Below are 19,299 nucleotides of genomic sequence, written 5' to 3' on the forward strand. Positions count from 1 at the left end.
TTCGTTTGATGTATCACTGATGGCAGATAATAGCCAACTCGAGTACGACGACGACGAACAGACAAGTGAACAGCCGACACAGCGTGTGGCGGGCGGACAGGACGCCGATCTGCCGTTCAAGCAGGGTGCTGTATTCGGTGCGATTGCGGTCGTTCTCTCGTATTTCGCACACCTCTTCGCGACGATTGTTTCAACCGCACAGACGACGCCAGCGACGTACACCGATGATGGGTCGCTGGTCGTCACGGAGCTGGTTGCCTCCTGGGAAGCCGCTGGCTGGAGCTACCTCGCTGCGTTCGGGACTGGATTCGAAGCGGAGGGCGAATCCGCGACGCTCGGCGATGCGCCGAACCACGCCGCTGCGGCCGCGTCCCCACCGTTCTTTCTGATCGACACGGCGCTGTTCCTGCTCACTGCCGGTCTGGTGGTCGGGGCCGGATATGCGATCGCCACGTACGTCGACGCCGACGACGCTGTTGGGGCAGTGAAAGCCAGCGTGACGGTCGTTCCAGTGTATCTGGTGTTTGCGGTGCTTGCCGCGTTCCTGATGACGACCACCTACAGTGATCCGGCACTCGTCAGCAGCGTCTTCGACAGTGTCGGTGCACTCGAGGCTGAGTCATTCCTAAACGATTCGGGTGAGGTCACGGGCGAGATTACGTTCGGTCCGGCGACCATGAGCGCGATTCTCCTTGCTGGACTCGTCGTTCCTGCCGTCCTCGCGGCTATCGGTGGCGTGTTGACCCAGCGTCAGGACGCCCTCGAGACGCTGATGACGAAAGCCACCGACCGCTAACGTCATCGATCACGAACTGCCGAACCAGCCAGCGACGGTTCGGTTTGTACGGATTGTCCACCGCCGCGTTTCGTGATGGCGGCTAGCAACTCACCGCACAGCGGTACAGCGCGGACCCACGTGGCTTCCGTCTGGGTCGCTGGCGGCCAACTGGTGTGGCTCTGGCCGGCCGTGAGTCCACCCGTCTCGTGTTGCCGACCGGTCCGATGCAGTTTTGCCGTCGAAAACGCCCGATAGAACTCAGTCTGCAGGTGTTTCCGTCGTGTGTGGATAGCCGTGTTGCTGGTCGTATGCGACGTCAGCGGTGACGTACTGTTCGACAGGCGACGACGAGCGGAAACTGGCGAGCCAGCGTCGCAGATCGGCGATAAACAGGGAGACACTTTCAACCCGGAACAGTCGCAGTGAAAGGCCGAGGCCGCCCGGCGACCGGATCAGGGCGATCAGCGACCACATCATTCCGGCTGCGAACGCGCCAACAGCGGAAAAGGTCATGCCGAGCGTCGCGAACGTTATCGCGTAGACGAACCCGATCCCCATCGAGGGAAGACTCGTCCCGAGCGGCACGCGCGCACTGGCGTCACGAAGCGTCGGCGCGAGAAAGACGATCGAAAGGCCACTGCCGAGCATGAACACGAGGTCTTGCCACATCATACAACCACTTACTCGACCTCGAGTTAATAGGTCTCTCGGTATCAAAAACGGCTCTCGAGCCCGATTTTCGCCGAGAGAAGACGTTCGTCCGAACTGGGAAACGAGCCGTTACTGGTCGGCGGCTGGCAGGACGTCGGCCTCGAGCAGCTCCGTTCGGGCCTCGTCCATCGAGGTGACGACGACATCACAGTGGGGTTCGACCGCTGGTTTGGGGACGAAGCCGATCGCGAGGCCGGCGACGTTCAACATCGGGAGATCGTTTGCGCCGTCACCGACGGCGACGGTGTCTGCCATGTCGGCACCGACGTCCTCGGCGAGACTCTCGAGCGCGTCGTCTTTGGTGCCCTCGATGAGCGGTCCCTCGACGTCGCCGGTCAGTTCGGTTTCGTCGTCGTTCATCGGCAGTCGGTTGGAGACGATGTGATCGACGGCGGCTCCCTCGCGCTCGAGAGCGGCCGCGACGCCGCGTTCGAAGCCACCGGTGAGGATTGCGGTCGTCACGCCAGCCTCGTTTAGCTCCTCGATCAGGTCGGCTGCACCTTCACGGAGTTCGACCTGGTCGTAGGCAGCCTGCGCATCTTCGGCTGGCAGCCCCTCGAGGAGGGCGGCCCGCTTGCGAAGGCTCTCGGCGTAATCGATCTCATCGTTCATCGATTGCTCAGTGATTTCGGCCATCTCGTCGGCGACACCGCAGCGATCGCCGAGCAGCACGGTCATCTCGGAGTCTGAAAGCGTCCCGTCGAAGTCGAAAGCGACGACTGTCATCGGGCGCTGCTTGTAGCGCCCCGGATAAACCAGTTCAGGTTTCCGTCTCGACGAGTGTCGGCTTCCCAACCACTGTGTGTCGTCCTCGATCGATTGTTCACTCCCCGTCTTCGACCGGCGTCTTCACGATCGTCACTGGTCGTGAGGCAAGTCGTGCGACGCGGTCGGTGACGCTGCCCAGTAGCCGGCGGTACTCGCCCGAGCGGGCTTTCGACCCCAGTATGAGGAGGTCGACGTCTTCGTCCTCAGCATGCGCGAGAATCTCCTCGTGTGGCGTGCCGTGTCGGACGGCCGTCGTCGGCTCGAGGCCGGCCTCCCGTGCTGCCTTGGTGGCCGACTCGAGGGCTTCCTCGCCTTCTTGCTCGAGGGCGGCCTCGAGGCCCTCGAACTCGTGGACGTACTCGTCGCCGGTGTAGGAGCTGTAGACGTCACTGTCGACGACGTACAGCAGGTGGAGCTCGGCACCGGTCGACTCTGCGACGGCGATCGCGTGTTCGGTTGCCAGTTCGGCTCCCTTTTCGGCGTCCGTCGGAAGGAGAATGCGGTCGTACATCGACAGTTCCTACGTGACCAATTAAAATAAGGCTCGGTGTCGGTTCAGATCGTGATAGACGGCCGATTCCGGGATCGATCCCGAGAGGCCGTCTGCGACTCCCGCCGACAGGCGATCAGTCGCGATCGGGTGCCGGCTCGTCCGCAGCCAGTCGTTCGTCGAACTCGTGGCTGGTGTCCGATGGCTGCTCGAGAAAGCTGAGTTCCCGCTGTGGGAACGGGATCGTGATACCGGCCTCATCGAAGGCGTCGTAGACGCCTCGATTGATGCTGTCGAGCGCGCGTTTTTCGACCAGTGGATGGTTGATATAGACCCGGAGCTCGAAGCCAAGCGCGGAGTCGCCGAACTCCGCGAAGATTACTTTCGGCTTCGGGGTGTCGCGGACGAACTGACACTCCTCACAGACCTCAAGCACGAGTTTCTCGACCGTCTCGTAGTCAGTCCCGTAGGCGGCCGTGATCGGCACCCGAAGTCGCATGTGGCGCTGTGGTGCGCTTTCGTTGACCACCTGTGAGGAGTTCAGGATCGCGTTTGGCACCGTTACAAGCAGGTTATCCTCGGTCAGAACGGTCGTACTCCGAATGCCGACGTCGGTGACCGTCCCGCGCATGTCGTCTTCGACTCGGATCACGTCGCCGACTTTGTACGTGTTGTCGAAGTACAGCGCGACGCCGCCGATCAGGTTGCCGATCGCATCCTGAGCGGCAAAGCCGAGGACGATCCCGAGAATGCCGGCCGAGGCGAGAAAGGGGGTGAGATCGAGATTCCAGATCGAGAGCAACAACAGGACAGCACCGCCGACAACGGTGATCGTCCAGAGGTTCCCGAACATCGGCGCGAACTCGTACCCGGTCTGGCCTTCCTGAAGCACTTCGATCCAGCGGCGACCGATCCGGATCGACGCTCGAGCCCAGAGGATAACCAACACCGTGGCGATCCCGCCGACGATCAGCGTCGTCGACTCGAGGAGATCGAGCACGACCAGGCTGAGATACACCCCGAGCAGGGCGGTCGAGATCGCAAGCGGGGTGTGAAGTTCGGCGAACGCCGCGCGACCAAACGTCGTCTCGGCGGTCTCGCCGTCCAGATACCGACGGCTCCCCCACTGGATGAACCGTGCCAGCAGGACCGACCCGATCAGGATGAGCGCGACCAGCAGCCAGGATCGATCGATGCTCCCGAATCCAGTCCCGAACAGGGCCGGGCGCGTCGCCGTCCAGACGAGTAGTGCTCCGTAACCCGTCGGCTCGAGCGACGCCGGAACGGTGTCAGCAAGCGGCCACGTGCCGACGGACGGAGAGACCATCAGTGTCGGTAACGCATAGTTAACCGAGTGGTAAATACTGTCTGATGTCCGCGCTGGCTGCATCTGTCGGCTGTATACCACAACGTTGACCCCTCAGCCGACCCCAGTGTCGTCGATGGCAGTCTCGTCGGACTCGGAGGTGCTGTGATGGCGAGCGCCACGCTCGAGGTGCTGGTCCTCGCCCTGATTCCAGCAATTTTCTGGGGATTTACGCCGATTTTCGACAAGCGAGGGATGGCCGCGGGTGGTGGCTCCGTGCAGGCGTCGCTGGTCGTCGTGGTCGTCGACTCGGCAATCTACTGGCTGCTCATCGCTGTCCTCTACGGCCGGTCGGCGTTTTCGGGACTCACGCTCGAGGTCCTCGCTGTGTTCGTCTTTGCGGGCGTTATCGGCACTGCACTCGGGCGAATCACGATCTTCGTCGGCGTCGACAAAGTGGGCGCGAGTCTCAACAGTACGATTCTCAGCACGCGGCCGCTGTTTGCGACGCTGATCGCCCTCGCGTTTCTCGGCGAGCCACTGGGGCCAGTGACTGGCGTCGGCATCGTCATCCTCGTCGCTGGGCTTGCCGTGTTGACGGCCTCGAAAGGTGGCGACCTCGCGGGCTGGCAGCCCCGCGATCTGTTGTGGCCGATCGCCGCTGCGGCCACCTTCGCCGTCGCGAACGTCTCTCGGCGGTACGGGATGCTCGAGACGCCGATTTCGGCGCTCGAGGCCGTCGCGATAAACGAGACGGCCGGCTTGATCGCGCTGCTCGCCTACGTGGCCGCCGTCGGTGGGCGTGACGTCCTCGAGCGTCCACGTGCGTCATACACGTATTTCGCCGGCAGCGGTCTTCTGACGACTGTTGCGATGCTTTCGCTGATGGCTGCGCTGGGGCTCGAGGAAGGGCGGATCGCCATCGTCGATCCGCTGGTCGCGACCGCGCCGCTGTTCACGCTGCTGTTTGCGGCCGTCCTCTTGCGCGACCTCGAGCGCGTAACGAAAGGCGTCATCGTCGGGGCGACGCTGGTAGTCGTCGGTGCGGTGTTGATTACGCTCTGACCGACCGGGCGTTCACTACTCTCACGCCGTCTCGGTCGACTCCCCTCGTTTTCGACGTTCTTACCAGACTACTTTTCTTCGACCCTGCAAACGCCATAGTTATGTGCGCAAATCCCACAACTGAGGCGAACCAACGATTCGTTCGCCCGTCGAACCCGATCGGATACGTTGCCATCGTTATGGCACTCGTGACGGGTGTGTTACACCTGCTGGCTACGATGAATGCGATTCAGTTCAGCGAGGTGCTCGCTGCCCTGTTTGTCCTCAACGGACTCGGGTTCATCGGCGGCACGATCCTGTATCTGACGCCATACTGGCAGCGCTCGCTGTTTCTCGTCGCGGCCGCGTACTCGATCATCACCATCCTCGCACTCTTTCCGGTCCAGGGCTGGGGCGTTGAGGCGTTCTACATGGAGGGTAATCTCAACCCGATCGCGGTCATCACCAAAGCCGCTGAGGCCGTGCTCGCAGTGTGTGCCGTCTATCTGTACGCCGACACGGAGGCGTAAGCTCTACTGAACGGAGCGTGCTCGAGGCTGGTTGTCGAACGTTGATTACTTCTCCGACGCAAGCAGGACGGAACGATACTGAGCAGTGTCGATGGCGGTTGCTATAGTAGTCACTGCACGTCACTGCACACCTGATCCCACGACAGCTCTGTGCGATCAGTGTGTACCTCGTTTCAGGTGTTACTATAGACTGTCAGTGAGGCAGTGACTGAACTCGTCGCCGTCGTCGAACTCCTGTTCTTCCTGCCGTGTTGATCACCGTTTTTGACACTCGAGGCGCTGTGGGTCGTCCCGTGGACGCCGTGGGAGCGGGCCTGTTCCAACGACGAATGAAAATTAGTTGATACTCCATCTCGAATTTCCGGGATCAACCACCGTTCCGGGCCACTGCACCCGAAGAGAGTGCATCGATAAACGATCATGTTCGGCTGAATCGAGGTGGTATATTTTGCCACCCAAGCACGACAACGGAAGGGTTTACCTGCTCCGCACGATTGTCTCGCGCATGAAAGTACTGGTCACGGATCCCATCGCGGATGCGGGTCTTGACGTACTCAGAGACGCCGGCCACGAGGTCGAGACGGGCTATGAACTCGAGGGCGAGGACCTTCTCGAGGCAGTCTCGGACGCTCACGGGCTGATCGTTCGCTCGGGAACCGAGGTCACCGACGAAGTACTCGAGGCAGCCGAAGAACTCGTTATCGTCGGTCGAGCGGGCATCGGCGTCGACAACATCGACATCGAAGCCGCAACGGACGAGGGTGTTATCGTTGCCAACGCGCCCGAAGGCAACGTTCGTGCGGCAGCCGAACACACCGTCGCGATGACGTTTGCGACCGCACGCTCGATCCCACAGGCACACATCCGCCTGAAAAACGGCGAGTGGGCCAAAAGCGAGTATCTCGGCACCGAACTCGACAGCAAGACGCTCGGCGTCGTCGGCCTCGGCCGCGTCGGCCAAGAGGTCGCCAAGAAACTCGACTCGCTGGGGATGGACATCGTCGCCTTCGACCCTTACATCTCCGAGGAGCGCGCCAACCGCCTCGGTGCTGAACTCGTCGACTTCGAGGACTGTCTCGAGGCTGCCGACTTCCTGACCATCCACACGCCGCTGACCCCCGAAACCGAGGGCATGATCGGCGCGGACGAACTCGACCTTCTCGAGGACGGCTACATCGTCAACGTCGGCCGCGGTGGCATTATTCAGGAAGACGCCCTCGCCGCGAAAGTCGAAGACGGCACCCTCGCTGGCGCCGCGCTGGACGTCTTCGCCGAGGAACCGCTGTCGGCTGACTCGCCGCTGCTCGAGCACGACGACGTCATCGTCACGCCCCACCTCGGCGCGTCGACGGAAGCCGCACAGGAGAACGTCGCGACCTCGACGGCCGAGCAGATCAACGCCGCAATCGCGGGCGAACCGGTCGCCAACGCGCTCAACGCACCGTCGATCGACGAGAGCGCCTTCCCGCGCCTCGAGCCGTATATCGACATCGCCGAAACCGGTGGCAAGGTCGCTGCCCAACTGCTCGACGGCCGTGTCGAGTCTATCGAGATTTCCTACGAGGGCGAGATCGCAGACGAAGACGTCGAGTTCGTCACCGCAAGCGCGCTGAAGGGCGTCTTCGAACCGCTCGAGTGGCAAGTCAACGCTGTCAACGCGCCACAGATCGCCGAGGACCGCGGCGTCGACGTCACCGAATCGAAGACCCGACAGGCCGAGGACTTCCAGAGCCTGATCTCGGTGACCGTCAGCAACGGCGACGACGAAGTCTCCGTCGACGGCACCCTCTTTGCCGGCGACGACCCACGGATCGTCCGTGTCGACGGCTACCGTGTCGACGCCATCCCCCACGGCAAGATGGTCGTCACGCGAAACACCGACGAACCCGGCGTCATCGGTCTCATCGGCTCCGTTATGGGCAAACACGGCGTCAACATCGCTGGCATGTTCAACGCCCGCGAGACGATCGGCGGCGAGGCGCTGACTGTCTACAACGTCGACAGCGAGGTCCCCGAGGAAGCGAAGGCGGAACTCGAGGGCGACGACCGGATCATCGGGATCAACTACATCACGCTGAACGGTCAGAACTGAGCGGCTCGTTCGGCTCGTTTTTGCCGTTTTTCTGAAACTGGTCCTGTGTGCGTCCGCGGGTTACCGTCGGGACTGTGTTCAGTACTGGAAGACCGCGGTCGCGATGCCAATCGTCTGCCCGATGTTCACCAGGCTGAGTCCCGCGGCCAGCACGCCGGTATCGCTCCCGGCTAGCGAGGCGCTGGCGTAGACGAGCAAGCCGAGGACACTCAGAACAGCCCCAAGGAGGTAGCGCCGCGGCGCCTCGGCGACGTGTTGGCTCGTGTAGGCAAGCCCCGCTGCCGGGATGAGCATCCAGCCAGCGAGACTGACCGCAAAGAGTGGCGTCGCCACGGCCGGGACCAGAAAGCCGACACCCCCGGCCAAGGTGACGACGAGGCCGGCGAGCAGCACGCGCCGCCACGCAAGCAAGACGCCGCGATCCATCGCCGACCACGAGAGGGCGGTGAAGACGACGATGATCACCGCCATCACCAGATGGGCGACAAACAGGGCGTGCTCGCTTGCGAGATCGAGGTGGACGGCGGTGACGAACGTCCACGCGAGCGGAACGAGGATGATGGGGCCGTTTTCCCGAAGCCGACGGAGCATGTGTCACCCTACGGACTGGCTCGCCACAGTTGTTGTGCCGATCGCACTTCTTTGGCACCCGGACCAGTTGACGCCCACGGAACTGCGACACGGCTGTTGGATCGTCGCCGACCGCTGGTCGTTCAGGCGATTCCCAACCCGCCGAGGACGAGTCGACCGCCGATGAGTGCGAGGAGCGCGAGCACGCCCTGTCGCTGGATTCGTTCTGAGAGCTGCGGTCGGACGCGCCGGCCAGCGAGGACACCAGCGAGAGCCGGAATCGCAAGCGCCACCGAAAGCACGCCAACCGCCAGCGATGGATACAGGCCGAAAACCACCGCGGCACCCACTCGAACGGCGTTGATACCGACGAACACGAGTGCGAGGACGCCGACGAACAGCCCGGCCTCGAGGTCACGACTTCGGATGTAGGCGACGACCTGCACGCCGACGTTCGTCGCGCCGAAGACGACCCCCGAGATGGTGCCGAGGCCGACCATCATCCCCCGCCGTTCGACGAAACAGCGATCCTCGAGCGCGGCACGTCCGGGGATCGAAACCGCCCGCTGTGTCGCCCCGACGTACGCAAGCGTCACGAACCCGAGTGTGATCGTCAGCGGATCGGCCGGGATCGACTCGAGTGCGGCCATACCGACGAGCGTGCCGACGAGGGTCGCCAGCACGTAGGGCCAGAAGCGCCGGCTACACGAGCGGACGGCGTCGGCGTCGAGTTCGCCTAACAGCGAGACGTTCGTCGCGAGAATCGGGACGATCATCAGCACGACGGCCAGCGAGGGGTCGACGACGGTCGCCAGCGCCATCGTCCCGACGAGGGCAAAGCCGAAGCCGGCGATGCCGGTGACAACGCCGGCCAGAAGAAGCGCTGCGAGGATGAATGCGGCGGTCACCGGATCGACGGCTCCGACAGCCGCGTGCTGTAAGAACACGCTCGTCCGTCTCGTTCGCTCGCTTGATAGATAACCCTGTCCGGCTCTGCTGAAATCTACAATAACTGACAAGCATTGCCTGCTGAAGAGAGAGCGTCCGATCACGCCACTATGTGGAGGCGGTCACGCGGTAGATCGGGACATGAAATTTCGCGACACGTTCATTCTGTGAAATCCACTGGAAATCGGCTGCTCAGCGGTTCGAGGCACCTATATAGCGCTTGGCGGCGTACACCGTCTAATGGAGTATTTTGTCACTGGCTCAACTGGATTGATCGGATCGCACGTTGTAAAGGAACTTCTCGCAACTGGTCACGATGTCGTTGCGCTGACCCGTTCGCGCTCGAACGCAAGTCACCTGCCGGAGACGGTCACGGTGGTCGAAGGCGACGTCACCGAGAAAGAGAGTATGCGGGAGGCGATGACAGGTGTGGACGGCGTGTTTCACCTTGCCGCATGGTTCTATCTCGGTCCGGGCCCTCGCGAGGCCGAAAACGCCGAACGGATCAACGTAGAGGGGACCCGGAACGTTCTCGAGTTGATGGCAGAACTGGATGTCCCGAAAGGCGTCTACACCAGCACGCTCGGCGTGTATCCACTTCGATCGCTTGCGTATATCGACGAAACGATTGCGCCGGAGTGCCCGGAATCGGCCGTGTATTACCGGACGAAATGGGAGGCCCATTACGAAGTCGCCAAACCCATGATCGACGATGGACTGCCACTCGTCATCGTCCAACCGGGCATCGTCTACGGCCCGGGAGACAAGTCACACGGATCGATTCGAGGCCTGTTTCGGAGCTACCTTCAGGGCGAGCTGCCGATGATTCCGCGCGGCCACTACGTCCCCTGGGACCACGTCGGAGATATCGCTGACGGACACCTCCGTGCGATGGGACAAGGAGCCCCCGGGGAAACGTACATCATTTCGGGGGCGCCTCGAGACGCTGTCGACGTCCTCGAGTGTGCAGAAGCGATAACAGGCGTTCCGGCCCCTCGAGCCGTCTCCCCGAAGGTATTCGCAGGGTTCGCCAGCGTAATGGGGGCAGTAGAGCGGGTTATTACGCCGCCGGACGGATTCGAATCCGAGGGGCTCCGGTTTTTCGCCGGCGGCCGATGGCCGGTCGATACCAGCAAGGCGACCGAGGAACTGGGAATCACTCACAGGCCTCTCGAGGAAGGCCTCCGAGACTATCTGGAGTGGGAGATGAAACAGCTGCAGATGCGGGGGGACACGGGAGGCGAGGTCCAGGAAGCCACTCACCGCTAGATCGCCTCCATCAGTTGCGCTGGCAAGCCACGGATCATTGCGCCCGTGGCAGTTGATCGGAGCCCCTTGCCCCAGTTCACTGTCCCCGATACTCGGCCATCACGAACGGCACCGAACTCCCCAGCGGATCGTCGACGACTCGCTCCCAGATGATTGCAAAGCCTGCCGCCTCGAGCGCGCTCCGGGTCCGACGCCGACCGGGGGTGCTGAAGAACATCGACTGGCCGCTCCCGAGCCAGTCGCGTTGGACCGTCTCGTACGGACTCGAGCCGACTGTCGCGAGGAGTCGCCCGCCCGGACGGAGGACGCGGGCGAACTCGTCGTAGACGGCCGGATGCTCGGTTTGTGGGACGTGGAAGACGGCATGATACGCCGTGATCGCGTCGACGGCGTTCGCGGCCAGCGGGAGCCTCGTCATCTCACCCTGGATCAGGTGGGCTTCGGGGACGTTTCCGGCTGCCAGCTCGAGTTGGCGACTCGAGAGGTCGAGCCCGATTCGATCGACGCCCGCGAGGTTTGCAAGCGTTCGCATCCCATCGCCACAGCCGACGTCGAGGACGGTCGCGGCTTCGGGCAGTGTCTCGAGGAGGTCGGCGATCAGGGCGGCGTCCTCGCCGTCGGCGCGGCGGGTTCTGGCGTAGTCGTCGGCGACGGCGTCCCATGCCCGTTGGAGTTCCTGTCGATCCATGGCTGGGAGACGGCGGCAGACGGTATGGCGCTGGTGCCAAACGGGTGTGGCCTGTGGTGGCTAGACGCTCTTATCGCTCGGCGTCGTAGGGGTAATGATGACATCCCACGAACCCTCGCGGCTCGCGGCCGTCGTTGCGGCACTCCGTGACCGGGGCTACCGCTGTCCAGATCCGACCGAGGCCGATGGGCCGGTCGTGGCGACTGGTGGCGACCACCCAGCAGACGGTCCCGACGTACCGCTGTCGGTCGAGCGCCTCCGAGACGTCACGCCGTTGACCCTCGCCAGCAGCGTGGCGGATGCCGCCCACGCCGGTCGGGCGCCGGTGCTCGTCGTCGACGAGTGGGGACTCGAGGCCGCACACACGATCCTCGGTGACCCGTTCTTGCTCCGTGGCCGTGTCGATGGCTGCCGTCAGTTCTACTCGATCCCGGATCGGATCGCGCTGACCGACGGGCGGTATGCCTGCGTCCGAACCGACGCGGAGCCACAGTGGCGAGAAGATTCGTCGACGACCACAGCCGATGACGACCGCGACAGGACGGGGACCGACGAGCCACGACTGTTGCTCGAGGCCGATGGCTCGGTCCTCGCCGTCCTCGCGGCCACCGAACTGACCTGCCCCGGCCCCGAACCGGACGCGTTCCCCTACCGGTACGGCCGCGGCGCGGACAAGCGCATCCACGTCTTCGACCGGGATCGGGAGGTCGGCCGCTACGCCGGTATCGCTGCAATGCGGGAAAACGCCTACCGGCCAGTAGCGATGCCGTTGCTCCCCGAACACCACGTCAGAACGGGTGGCCGTCTGGCTCGAGGCGTGACCCTCGCGGTCGCGACGGCCGACGGCATCGAGTTCCATCGGCCCTGAGACGAGTTGTTGGCCGGTGAGAACGAACGCGTCGCGGGTACACTGACACTGACTGCAGGAGTCCGTCTGCGACGGCGGGCGCTTCTACGGTGCTCCCATCAGCACGAACCGACTTTCGGTGTCGCCGTTGTGGATCTGGTGTGTCGCGTCCGGCGGAATTCGGATCGCGTCACCTTCGGCCATGTCGATCGATTCGTCGTCGACGGTGACCGTCGCTTCGCCTTCCATCAGCAGGTACACTTCTTCGTGGCCTTCCTCCTCGTGGTCGTGTTCTTTACCCTCCCAGCCGGGCTCACACTCCACGACGGTCACGCCCATATGCTCGCAGTTCAGCTCGTCACGCAGGAAGTGCATCCCGTTCTGATCGTCGACGTCGTGATAGTTGGTTTTCGTATAGTCGGCCATCACGGTCTCCTGCCCACTCCACGCGGCATAAATGTTGGCGCTACTCGTGATTGGGCCGATGGGTGACGGTTCGTCGTTGTCGAGGTGACCCTCTCGGCAAAAGACCTATCGCCCTGACGGTCATCCACCCAGCTATGACCGACGAGATTGCAGTCGACTTCGGCGAGGACGGGCTCGTCCCCGCCGTTGCACAGGACGCAGCGTCCGGTGAGGTGCTCATGCTCGCCTACGTCTCGCCGGAGGCACTCGAGCGCACGCGCGAGACAGGTGTCGCCCACTACTACTCCCGTAGCCGAGACGAACTCTGGGAGAAAGGTGCCACGAGCGGGCACACACAGGACGTTGCGGAGGTTCGGGTCGACTGTGACGCCGACACGCTGCTCTATCTGGTCGACCAGGAAGGCGGGGCGTGTCACACCGGCCACCAGTCGTGTTTCTACCGGACGATCGACGGGGAAAACGTCGGCAAGAAGGTGTTCGACCCCGACGCGATCTACGACGACTGATCTCGGATGAGCGAACGCGTTCACCACCCCGATGCGGACGCCACTGCGGACGACCAGACACCACTCGAGACCCTCGAACGGGCTCGAGAGCGCTTCGAACAGGCCGAAAGCCGGGTCGAAGCCCACGGTGGTGGAGCGGTGACCGACGCAGCCGAGGCATACCGGAACGCGACGGAGTTACTCGAGAGCTACGTCGACCGAGCGACGGGAACCGGCCGGGAGAACTTCAAGGCCTACGTCGAACTCGAGGGGAAGTTCGACTCGCTGGTCACGAACCTTCCCGACGATCTGAAGGGGCGTGAGGCGTTCGACGACGCGCTCGAGGCGATCGATAAACGCCGGCTCAGCGAGTCGGATTTCGAACGCGCCCACGACGCCCTGGAGCCGGCGGCTCAGTATGCCGAGTTACTCGACGAGCGCGAGACAGCCCGCGAAGCAGTCGCCAATGCGCGGACGGCGGCGGCCAAACGGCGCCGGGAACTCGACGACGAGATCGCTGACCGCGAGCGCCTGCTCGAACTCGCAACCGCCGACCTCGACGCGCCCGTCGAGGCGCTTCGCGAACCGATTGAGGCGTACAACGACGCGATCGAGACGGCGTTCGAGGAGTTTCGACTCGAGGCGTCGGCCCGCGAGGTGTTCTCGCTGGTCGAGCGCAGCCGCTGGTATCCGTTTGTCCCCTACGAGCAGCCCCCGACTGAGCTGGCTGACTACGTTCAGGACGACCCTGCCGGTGAGTACACCATTCCGGAGCTGCTCGAGTATGCGAACTACTCACATTCAAAACTCTCCCATTACGTCGAGAGCGCGGACGAACTCAAACGCCGAGTCGCGACCCAGCAGACGTATCTCGACGGGATCGATGCCGAGCCACTGACGATTTCGTGGCCGCCGGGCGAAGCGGGGGTGCTTCGGCGAAAGATACGCGAGATCCGTCCGTTCGTCGCTCGTGTCGCCGACGAGGACGTCGTCGCCCAGCTGCGATCCCTCCGTCGGCTCACGACCGACCCCGAGTTCGACTACGATCGGCTGCAGACCGCCGCGCAGGCTGTCGTCCAGCTCACCCCCGACGAACGCGAGCGGCTTGCTGACGGCCAGATCGCGGACGAACTCGAGGCGTTGCGGGACGAACGCGAGGCTCTTGAGGACGCACTCGAGGTTGACGATCCGGTCTGAGTAACTATCGTCCGCTCTGAACAGAGGCGCTTACGGGTCCGCATCAGCGTACGGGGAAACATAATCGGAACCCGACACGTCCTCGGACGATCAACGCTTCTCGTGGAAGACCGCCAGCATGTCCTCACCGAGGTCGGTAAGATAGATCCGGTAGTACATGTACGGACCGAGCATTAGCGCACCGAGAACCAACTTGAACCACCCGACACGGGTATCCTGTACCCACCCCTGCGGCGGCCCACTCGGGGACCAGGGTGAGGGGAAAATTGACGGAAACCGGGAGAGCAAAAACGGCTCGACGACGAACTGCAAGAAGGTGACGATTACTATCATCACCACGAGCAACTCAACGAAGAACCGACGCGTGCTCTCGTTCTGGAGAATTTTCCGGTATTCCTCGTACATCTTTGTATTATGCTCTTCACTTCCCGACCCGACGTTTGGCCAGTCGTGATACAATGATTAGGGACGTCTCGGGTGCGTCGTCATTCATTCATTCATTTTCCCTGTCACATAAATTTGCTCCACTTTTCACCGGCTTTTGATGGGTTGTATATAGGTTGTTACTTGTTGTGGCCGGTGTACAGCTAGTATTGACCGCTCTCAGCTACTTCGAACAAATTGAGTTGTCGTGCAAGACTCGCGCCTTCTATTCGGCATGGCTCCTGAACCCTCTCACTAACCGAGGATTTCAATAGAGGTAATCTCTGTCCTCGAGCGCTCTCTCTGCCAACCGCACGCTTGATACGATTTCGTTCCGATCACGAGCACACGAAGATGAACGAAGCGAGGTTTCGACGGCGGCTACTCTCACATCGAACCGGAGATTTCTGGATCGACAGCCCACGGTCGACTGCTGACTGGAACGGCGACGGTCGGAGACACGACACTGAGACTGACCGCTGTCTTTCAGGGGCCGCCCTCGCTGTGGCGTATCGGCGAAGCCACAATAATCAGACCTGCGAACAGTGTTTGGCATGCTGACGACTGCCCTCTGGATTTCTCTCGGGCTCGTGATCTATACGGCGATCGCAATGGGGCTTCGAGCTCGTGGCTCGCTGCCGCCGTGGATCAGTGTCTTCGGACCGCTGGTCACCTTCGAGACGCGAAACGGCCTCGAGCGGCTCGATTCGCTGGCACGTGGTCGTTCGCGTCGGCTCTGGCAGGCGGTGACCACCGGTGGTGTGGCCGTTTCGGTGCTGTTGCTCGTCTGTACGTTCGCTCTCGTCTTGTTTGCGGCCTACGCCGCACTGACAACTGAGAGCGCAAGCGACGTCAACCAGCCACGAAACGCGCTGGCGATCCCGGGTGTCAACGACTTCCTGCCGCTGGCTGCGGCTCCAGAGATCGTCGTCGGGCTGTTCGTCGGGCTGTTCGTCCACGAGTTCGGCCATGGCTTGCTCGGTCGCATCGAGGACGTCGGCGTCGAGTCGGCGGGCGTGATCTTCCTCGCGATCGTTCCGTTCGGCGCGTTCGTCGGCCTCAACGAATCGGACGAGCGCGCCGCCTCGACGGCCAGCCGCGCCCGGATCTACGCTGCCGGGATCACGAACAACCTCGTGGTGGCACTGCTCGCTGTCGTCATCTTGCTGGCACTCGTCTCGACGTCGATCGCTGCCGTTCCCGGTCTCGCCGTCTCCGGTGTGTATCCCGCAACGCCAGCCGACGAGGCGGGCCTCGAGCGCGGTGACGTGATCACGGCCGTCGACGGCGACCCGATCGCGGATGGCGACGAACTGCGTGAGGCGCTCGATGCGACTACCCAGCGCGTCACCCTCGCCGTCGAAGGGGATCGGGACGACACCGAGACGGTACCACTCGAGCGCTCCGTCGTTGTCACGAGCACGCTCGAGGGAGATCCGGAACGTCTCGACGGGAGCGACGACACACACATCCTCGAGCCCGGTGACACGATCACGGCGGTCAACGACACGCCGGTCGACACCGAACGCGAGTTCGCCGACGCCCTCGAAAACGAGACGGTCGCCACCCTCGAGACCGACGAGGGCGCGACGACGATCGTCGCTGGCGTTGCCGTCGCCGAGATCGACCCCGACGGGCCGCTCGCAGCAGCCGGTGTCACCGACGCCGACGCGCTCACCATCACTCATCTCGATGGCGAACGGGTCGTCGACGCCGAAGCACTGCTCGAGGAGCTTGCAGACGCGACGCCCGGCGAAACGGTCCCGGTCGAGATCGTTACCAACGGTGAGCGCGAGACGGCTGCCATCACGCTCGGCGACCACGATGGCGAGGCGATCCTCGGCATCACGCCAGTCGCGGGAACGAGCGGCGTGACAGTGACTGATCTCGGCGTCGATCCACACCCGAGCGAGCAACACCTCGCCATCCTGCAGGGCCAGCCCGCGGCGGATGGGCTGGGCTCGTCCGCACTCGAGCGGGCGCTGGCGGTGTTTACACTCCCGTTTGCCGGATTGATCGGCGGACTCTCGACGGCCAACTTCGGTGGCTTCGTCGGCTCGGTCGCGAACTTCTACACCGTTACTGGGCCGCTGTCGATCTTCGGTGGCGGCGTCTTCCTCGCCGCGAACGTCCTGTTCTGGACGTGGTGGCTCAACCTGTTGCTGGGCGTGTTCAACTGCATTCCCTGCTATCCACTCGACGGTGCCAAACTGCTCTCGACGACCGTCGAAGGCATCGGCTCGAGACTGTCACTCGACGACCCTGACCGAGTCGCGACCGTGGCGATGGTCGCTGCGAGCGTGCTCACAGCGGGTGCAATCGCGCTCGTACTCGTCAGTCCAATGCTTGGCTGAGACGTGGGTAGGGTAAATCTGCCCTCGAGAGCATCCTAGTTAGGCGTCAGCTTTCGCCTCGGACAGCGTCTCGTACAGCCCGTCGGCCAGTTCGCGTGCGCGCTCGGTGTCGCGGGCTTCGGCGTAGATTCGGACGAGTGGTTCGGTGCCGGAGGGGCGGGCAAGCACCCACGCGTCGCCGTGGTCGAGTCGGTACCCATCGCGCGTATTGAGGTCGGCGTCGGACGACTGGGCGTGGTTTGCGGCGGCGTCCAACATCGCGTCGCGTTCGGCCGTCGATTCGTACTCGAGGTTGTGTCTGACGTTCGCGTAGCCGTCGTAGGGGGCGACGATCTCGCTGACCGGTTGTTCGGCGACGAGTTCGAGAAACTGGGCTGCGGTGAACGCACCGTCTCGAGTGAGCCGGAACGACGGGAAAAAGATCCCGCCGTTGCCTTCGCCGGCGATCGGCACGTGCTCGCCTTTCGCCTCGAGTTCTTCGATCCGGGTGATGATGTTCGTCGAGCCGATGGGTGTCAACTCGAGTTCGGCTCCGGCTTCGGTGACGACGTCGACCAGCCGCTGGGAGACGTTAACTGCTGAGACCGTCGTGTCGCCGGCCTCGAGTTCGGCGGCGGCGAGGGCAGCCAGCGTCGCGTCACCGTTGACGTACGCACCGGTTTCGTCGAAGAAGATGGCGCGGTCGGCGTCGCCGTCGTGGGCGATGCCGACGTCGGCGTCGGTCGCCCGGACCAGTTGGCCGAGATTCTCGAGGTTGTCGGGGACGGGTTCGGGATTCCGGCCGGGGAACTTGCCGTCGGGCTGGCCGTTGACGGTGACGACACGACAGCCGAGTGTCCGGAAGAACTCGGGGCTGGTGAGCGCGCCGGCACCGTGTCCGGGATCGAGTGCGACCGTCAGGTCGGCGTCGGCGATCGTTTCTCGGTCGGCTGCCGAAAGCAGCTCGTCGACGTACGTCTCTGTGACGCCGTCGATCGTTCGAGAGCGGCCGGTCTCGTCCCACGGGGCGACCGTGAACCTCTCTCCCAGCAACACGTCTTCGATCTCCTCGAGTTCCGAAACGACGAGTTCGATCCCGTCGCTGCCGACGAGTTTGATCCCGTTGTACTGTGGCGGGTTGTGCGACGCCGTGATCATAATGACGGGGACGCCTTCCCGTTCGGCGTACGACTGTGCCCCCGGTGTCGGAACGATCCCGATCCGATCGACATCGGTTCCGGTGCTCGCCAGTCCGCTTGCGGCCGCATCGGCGAGCATCCGTCCAGTGTATCGCGTATCGCGCGCGATGGCAACCCGATCGGCCCCCCAGGCCGTCCCCGCCGCTTTCGCGACGCGCAGGACGAACGCGGGTGTCAGCTCCTCGTTGGCGACGCCCCGTGTCCCGCTCGATCCGAACACTTGCATTAGTCGCTAGTCCGCGGGGCCACCTCAAAGGGATTCCGGAGCAGACAGAACGCTTTCGGGGTGGGGACTCGACGTCTACGTATGCACTCGATCGAAGAGAAACGCGTCTACGGCGATCGCGAGGGAGCCACCGAGGCCTACGTCTCGAGTTCGATCGGTGTCGTCCGTGTCCGCGTCGCCGACGACACTGTCGGCGAGTTTGGCCTCTGTGACCGCTGTACCGCACACGATGTTGCAGCGGCCGACGGGATCGTTGCGGTCGCAACCGACGAGGACGTCCGGCTCTTGGTGCCCCCAGCCGAGGGCGACGAGTCCGCAGCTGACGATCCAGCTCTCATCGAAACCGGCTTCGGTCCCGCAGTCGCTGTCGGCCTCGACGACGCAGGATTGCTCGCGGCCAGTCCCGACGGCGAGATTGCCCGACTGGCAGGAGACGCTCCCGCCGACGACGGCGACTGGGAGTCGATTGAGGCCGCCGGTATCGACACGGTTTGTGCCATCGACGGCGACCTCATCGGCACCGATGACGGTGTCTACCGCGTTCACGACGACACGCTCGACCACGCCGGGCTCACGGCCGTCCGGGATGTCTCTGCGGCCGGCGTCCCGCTTGCCGCCACCGGCGACGGCCTCTACAAGCTCGGCAATGGCTGGATGCAGGTCCTCGAGGGATCGTTCGAGGTCGTCGCCGCGGACCCCCGAAGCGATCGGGGCCGACTCGCACGGGCCCACGCCGTCTCCGGGGAGACGGTCTATGCCTACGGCGAGGACGACTGGCAGGAGTACGACCGTTCGGGGTCATCCATCGTCGGCGTCGGGTACGGCGAGACGTGGTACGCCGTCACCGAACGGGGAACCTTCCTCTCGGCGACGCCGACGGACGCCAACGGTCCGTGGCGCTCGCGAACACTTGGCGTCGGAGACGTGACAGGACTCGCCGTCCTGCGATAACTGGCCGGCACAGTCCCG

The 19,299-nt window shown here is 63.5% G+C and carries 20 protein-coding genes; 10 read left to right on the plus strand and 10 right to left on the minus strand.

Annotation, left to right across the window (positions count from 1 at the left end; all coding sequences use genetic code 11):
• The first annotated feature begins 19 nt into the window (after positions 1-19).
• Positions 20-796 carry a hypothetical protein gene (locus ACERJA_RS14845; protein WP_373609036.1) on the plus strand — a complete coding sequence of 259 codons (777 nt, stop codon included), beginning with the start codon at positions 20-22 and terminating at the stop codon, positions 794-796.
• A 240-nt stretch (positions 797-1,036) separates the two neighbouring features.
• On the opposite strand, the gene ACERJA_RS14850 is transcribed toward ACERJA_RS14845, so the two are convergent.
• From ACERJA_RS14850 to ACERJA_RS14865, 4 genes are all read right to left on the minus strand, one after another.
• Positions 1,037-1,450, minus strand: coding sequence for a hypothetical protein (locus ACERJA_RS14850; RefSeq protein WP_373609037.1), 414 nt, complete (start codon positions 1,448-1,450; stop codon positions 1,037-1,039).
• Positions 1,451-1,558: 108 nt separating this feature from the next.
• Positions 1,559-2,215, minus strand: a complete 657-nt coding sequence (serB, locus tag ACERJA_RS14855; RefSeq protein ID WP_373609038.1) for a phosphoserine phosphatase SerB — start codon at positions 2,213-2,215, stop codon at positions 1,559-1,561.
• Between the two features lie 97 nt (positions 2,216-2,312).
• Positions 2,313-2,768 carry a universal stress protein gene (locus tag ACERJA_RS14860; RefSeq protein ID WP_373609039.1) on the minus strand — a complete coding sequence of 152 codons (456 nt, stop codon included), beginning with the start codon at positions 2,766-2,768 and terminating at the stop codon, positions 2,313-2,315.
• A gap of 115 nt (positions 2,769-2,883) precedes the next feature.
• A complete protein-coding gene (locus ACERJA_RS14865) occupies positions 2,884-4,074 on the minus strand; it encodes a mechanosensitive ion channel family protein (RefSeq protein ID WP_373609040.1) in 1,191 nt (396 codons plus the stop codon).
• A gap of 147 nt (positions 4,075-4,221) precedes the next feature.
• On the opposite strand from ACERJA_RS14865, the gene ACERJA_RS14870 reads away from it, so the two are divergent.
• From ACERJA_RS14870 to serA, 3 genes are all read left to right on the plus strand, one after another.
• A complete protein-coding gene (locus tag ACERJA_RS14870; RefSeq protein WP_373609041.1) occupies positions 4,222-5,118 on the plus strand; it encodes an EamA family transporter in 897 nt (298 codons plus the stop codon).
• 101 nt (positions 5,119-5,219) lie between these two features.
• Positions 5,220-5,627: a hypothetical protein gene (locus tag ACERJA_RS14875; RefSeq protein WP_006065297.1), complete on the plus strand. Its 408-nt coding sequence runs from the start codon at positions 5,220-5,222 to the stop codon at positions 5,625-5,627.
• Between the two features lie 505 nt (positions 5,628-6,132).
• A complete protein-coding gene (gene serA / locus ACERJA_RS14880) occupies positions 6,133-7,719 on the plus strand; it encodes a phosphoglycerate dehydrogenase (RefSeq protein ID WP_373609042.1) in 1,587 nt (528 codons plus the stop codon).
• Positions 7,720-7,797: 78 nt separating this feature from the next.
• On the opposite strand, the gene ACERJA_RS14885 is transcribed toward serA, so the two are convergent.
• Both ACERJA_RS14885 and ACERJA_RS14890 read right to left on the minus strand, forming a co-directional pair.
• Entirely contained in the window at positions 7,798-8,310 is a 513-nt protein-coding gene (locus ACERJA_RS14885; protein ID WP_373609043.1) for a hypothetical protein, read from the minus strand.
• 122 nt (positions 8,311-8,432) lie between these two features.
• Positions 8,433-9,236: a sulfite exporter TauE/SafE family protein gene (locus ACERJA_RS14890; RefSeq protein WP_373609044.1), complete on the minus strand. Its 804-nt coding sequence runs from the start codon at positions 9,234-9,236 to the stop codon at positions 8,433-8,435.
• Positions 9,237-9,477: 241 nt separating this feature from the next.
• Between ACERJA_RS14890 and ACERJA_RS14895 the strand changes: the two genes are divergently transcribed.
• Positions 9,478-10,506, plus strand: a complete 1,029-nt coding sequence (locus ACERJA_RS14895) for an NAD-dependent epimerase/dehydratase family protein (protein ID WP_373609045.1) — start codon at positions 9,478-9,480, stop codon at positions 10,504-10,506.
• Between the two features lie 76 nt (positions 10,507-10,582).
• Here the strand turns inward: ACERJA_RS14895 and ACERJA_RS14900 are convergent, their stop codons facing one another.
• A complete protein-coding gene (locus ACERJA_RS14900) occupies positions 10,583-11,194 on the minus strand; it encodes a class I SAM-dependent methyltransferase (protein WP_373609046.1) in 612 nt (203 codons plus the stop codon).
• A 97-nt stretch (positions 11,195-11,291) separates the two neighbouring features.
• On the opposite strand from ACERJA_RS14900, the gene ACERJA_RS14905 reads away from it, so the two are divergent.
• The gene (locus tag ACERJA_RS14905) at positions 11,292-12,062 is read left to right on the plus strand and encodes a hypothetical protein (RefSeq protein ID WP_373609047.1); all 771 of its coding nucleotides are present in this window, start codon (positions 11,292-11,294) and stop codon (positions 12,060-12,062) included.
• A gap of 84 nt (positions 12,063-12,146) precedes the next feature.
• Here the strand turns inward: ACERJA_RS14905 and ACERJA_RS14910 are convergent, their stop codons facing one another.
• Positions 12,147-12,467 carry a cupin domain-containing protein gene (locus tag ACERJA_RS14910; RefSeq protein WP_373609048.1) on the minus strand — a complete coding sequence of 107 codons (321 nt, stop codon included), beginning with the start codon at positions 12,465-12,467 and terminating at the stop codon, positions 12,147-12,149.
• A gap of 134 nt (positions 12,468-12,601) precedes the next feature.
• Here ACERJA_RS14910 and hisI point away from each other — a divergent pair, with 134 nt between their 5' ends.
• Entirely contained in the window at positions 12,602-12,973 is a 372-nt protein-coding gene (hisI, locus tag ACERJA_RS14915) for a phosphoribosyl-AMP cyclohydrolase (protein WP_006065290.1), read from the plus strand.
• A gap of 6 nt (positions 12,974-12,979) precedes the next feature.
• The gene (locus tag ACERJA_RS14920; RefSeq protein ID WP_373609049.1) at positions 12,980-14,149 is read left to right on the plus strand and encodes a hypothetical protein; all 1,170 of its coding nucleotides are present in this window, start codon (positions 12,980-12,982) and stop codon (positions 14,147-14,149) included.
• A 90-nt stretch (positions 14,150-14,239) separates the two neighbouring features.
• Here the strand turns inward: ACERJA_RS14920 and ACERJA_RS14925 are convergent, their stop codons facing one another.
• On the minus strand, positions 14,240-14,554 hold the full coding sequence (locus tag ACERJA_RS14925) for a hypothetical protein (protein WP_373609050.1): 315 nt from the start codon (positions 14,552-14,554) through the stop codon (positions 14,240-14,242).
• A 572-nt stretch (positions 14,555-15,126) separates the two neighbouring features.
• Here ACERJA_RS14925 and ACERJA_RS14930 point away from each other — a divergent pair.
• Complete coding sequence (locus tag ACERJA_RS14930) at positions 15,127-16,926, plus strand: site-2 protease family protein (protein WP_373609051.1); 1,800 nt, start codon at positions 15,127-15,129, stop codon at positions 16,924-16,926.
• A gap of 39 nt (positions 16,927-16,965) precedes the next feature.
• Here the strand turns inward: ACERJA_RS14930 and glmM are convergent, their stop codons facing one another.
• Positions 16,966-18,330: a phosphoglucosamine mutase gene (glmM, locus tag ACERJA_RS14935; protein WP_373609052.1), complete on the minus strand. Its 1,365-nt coding sequence runs from the start codon at positions 18,328-18,330 to the stop codon at positions 16,966-16,968.
• A gap of 81 nt (positions 18,331-18,411) precedes the next feature.
• On the opposite strand from glmM, the gene ACERJA_RS14940 reads away from it, so the two are divergent.
• The gene (locus ACERJA_RS14940; protein WP_373609053.1) at positions 18,412-19,281 is read left to right on the plus strand and encodes a hypothetical protein; all 870 of its coding nucleotides are present in this window, start codon (positions 18,412-18,414) and stop codon (positions 19,279-19,281) included.
• Positions 19,282-19,299 lie beyond the last annotated feature (18 nt).

Origin of the sequence: Natronorubrum sp. A-ect3, from assembly GCF_041821125.1 — an archaeon.
Taxonomy (GTDB): Archaea; Halobacteriota; Halobacteria; order Halobacteriales; family Natrialbaceae; genus Natronorubrum; species Natronorubrum bangense.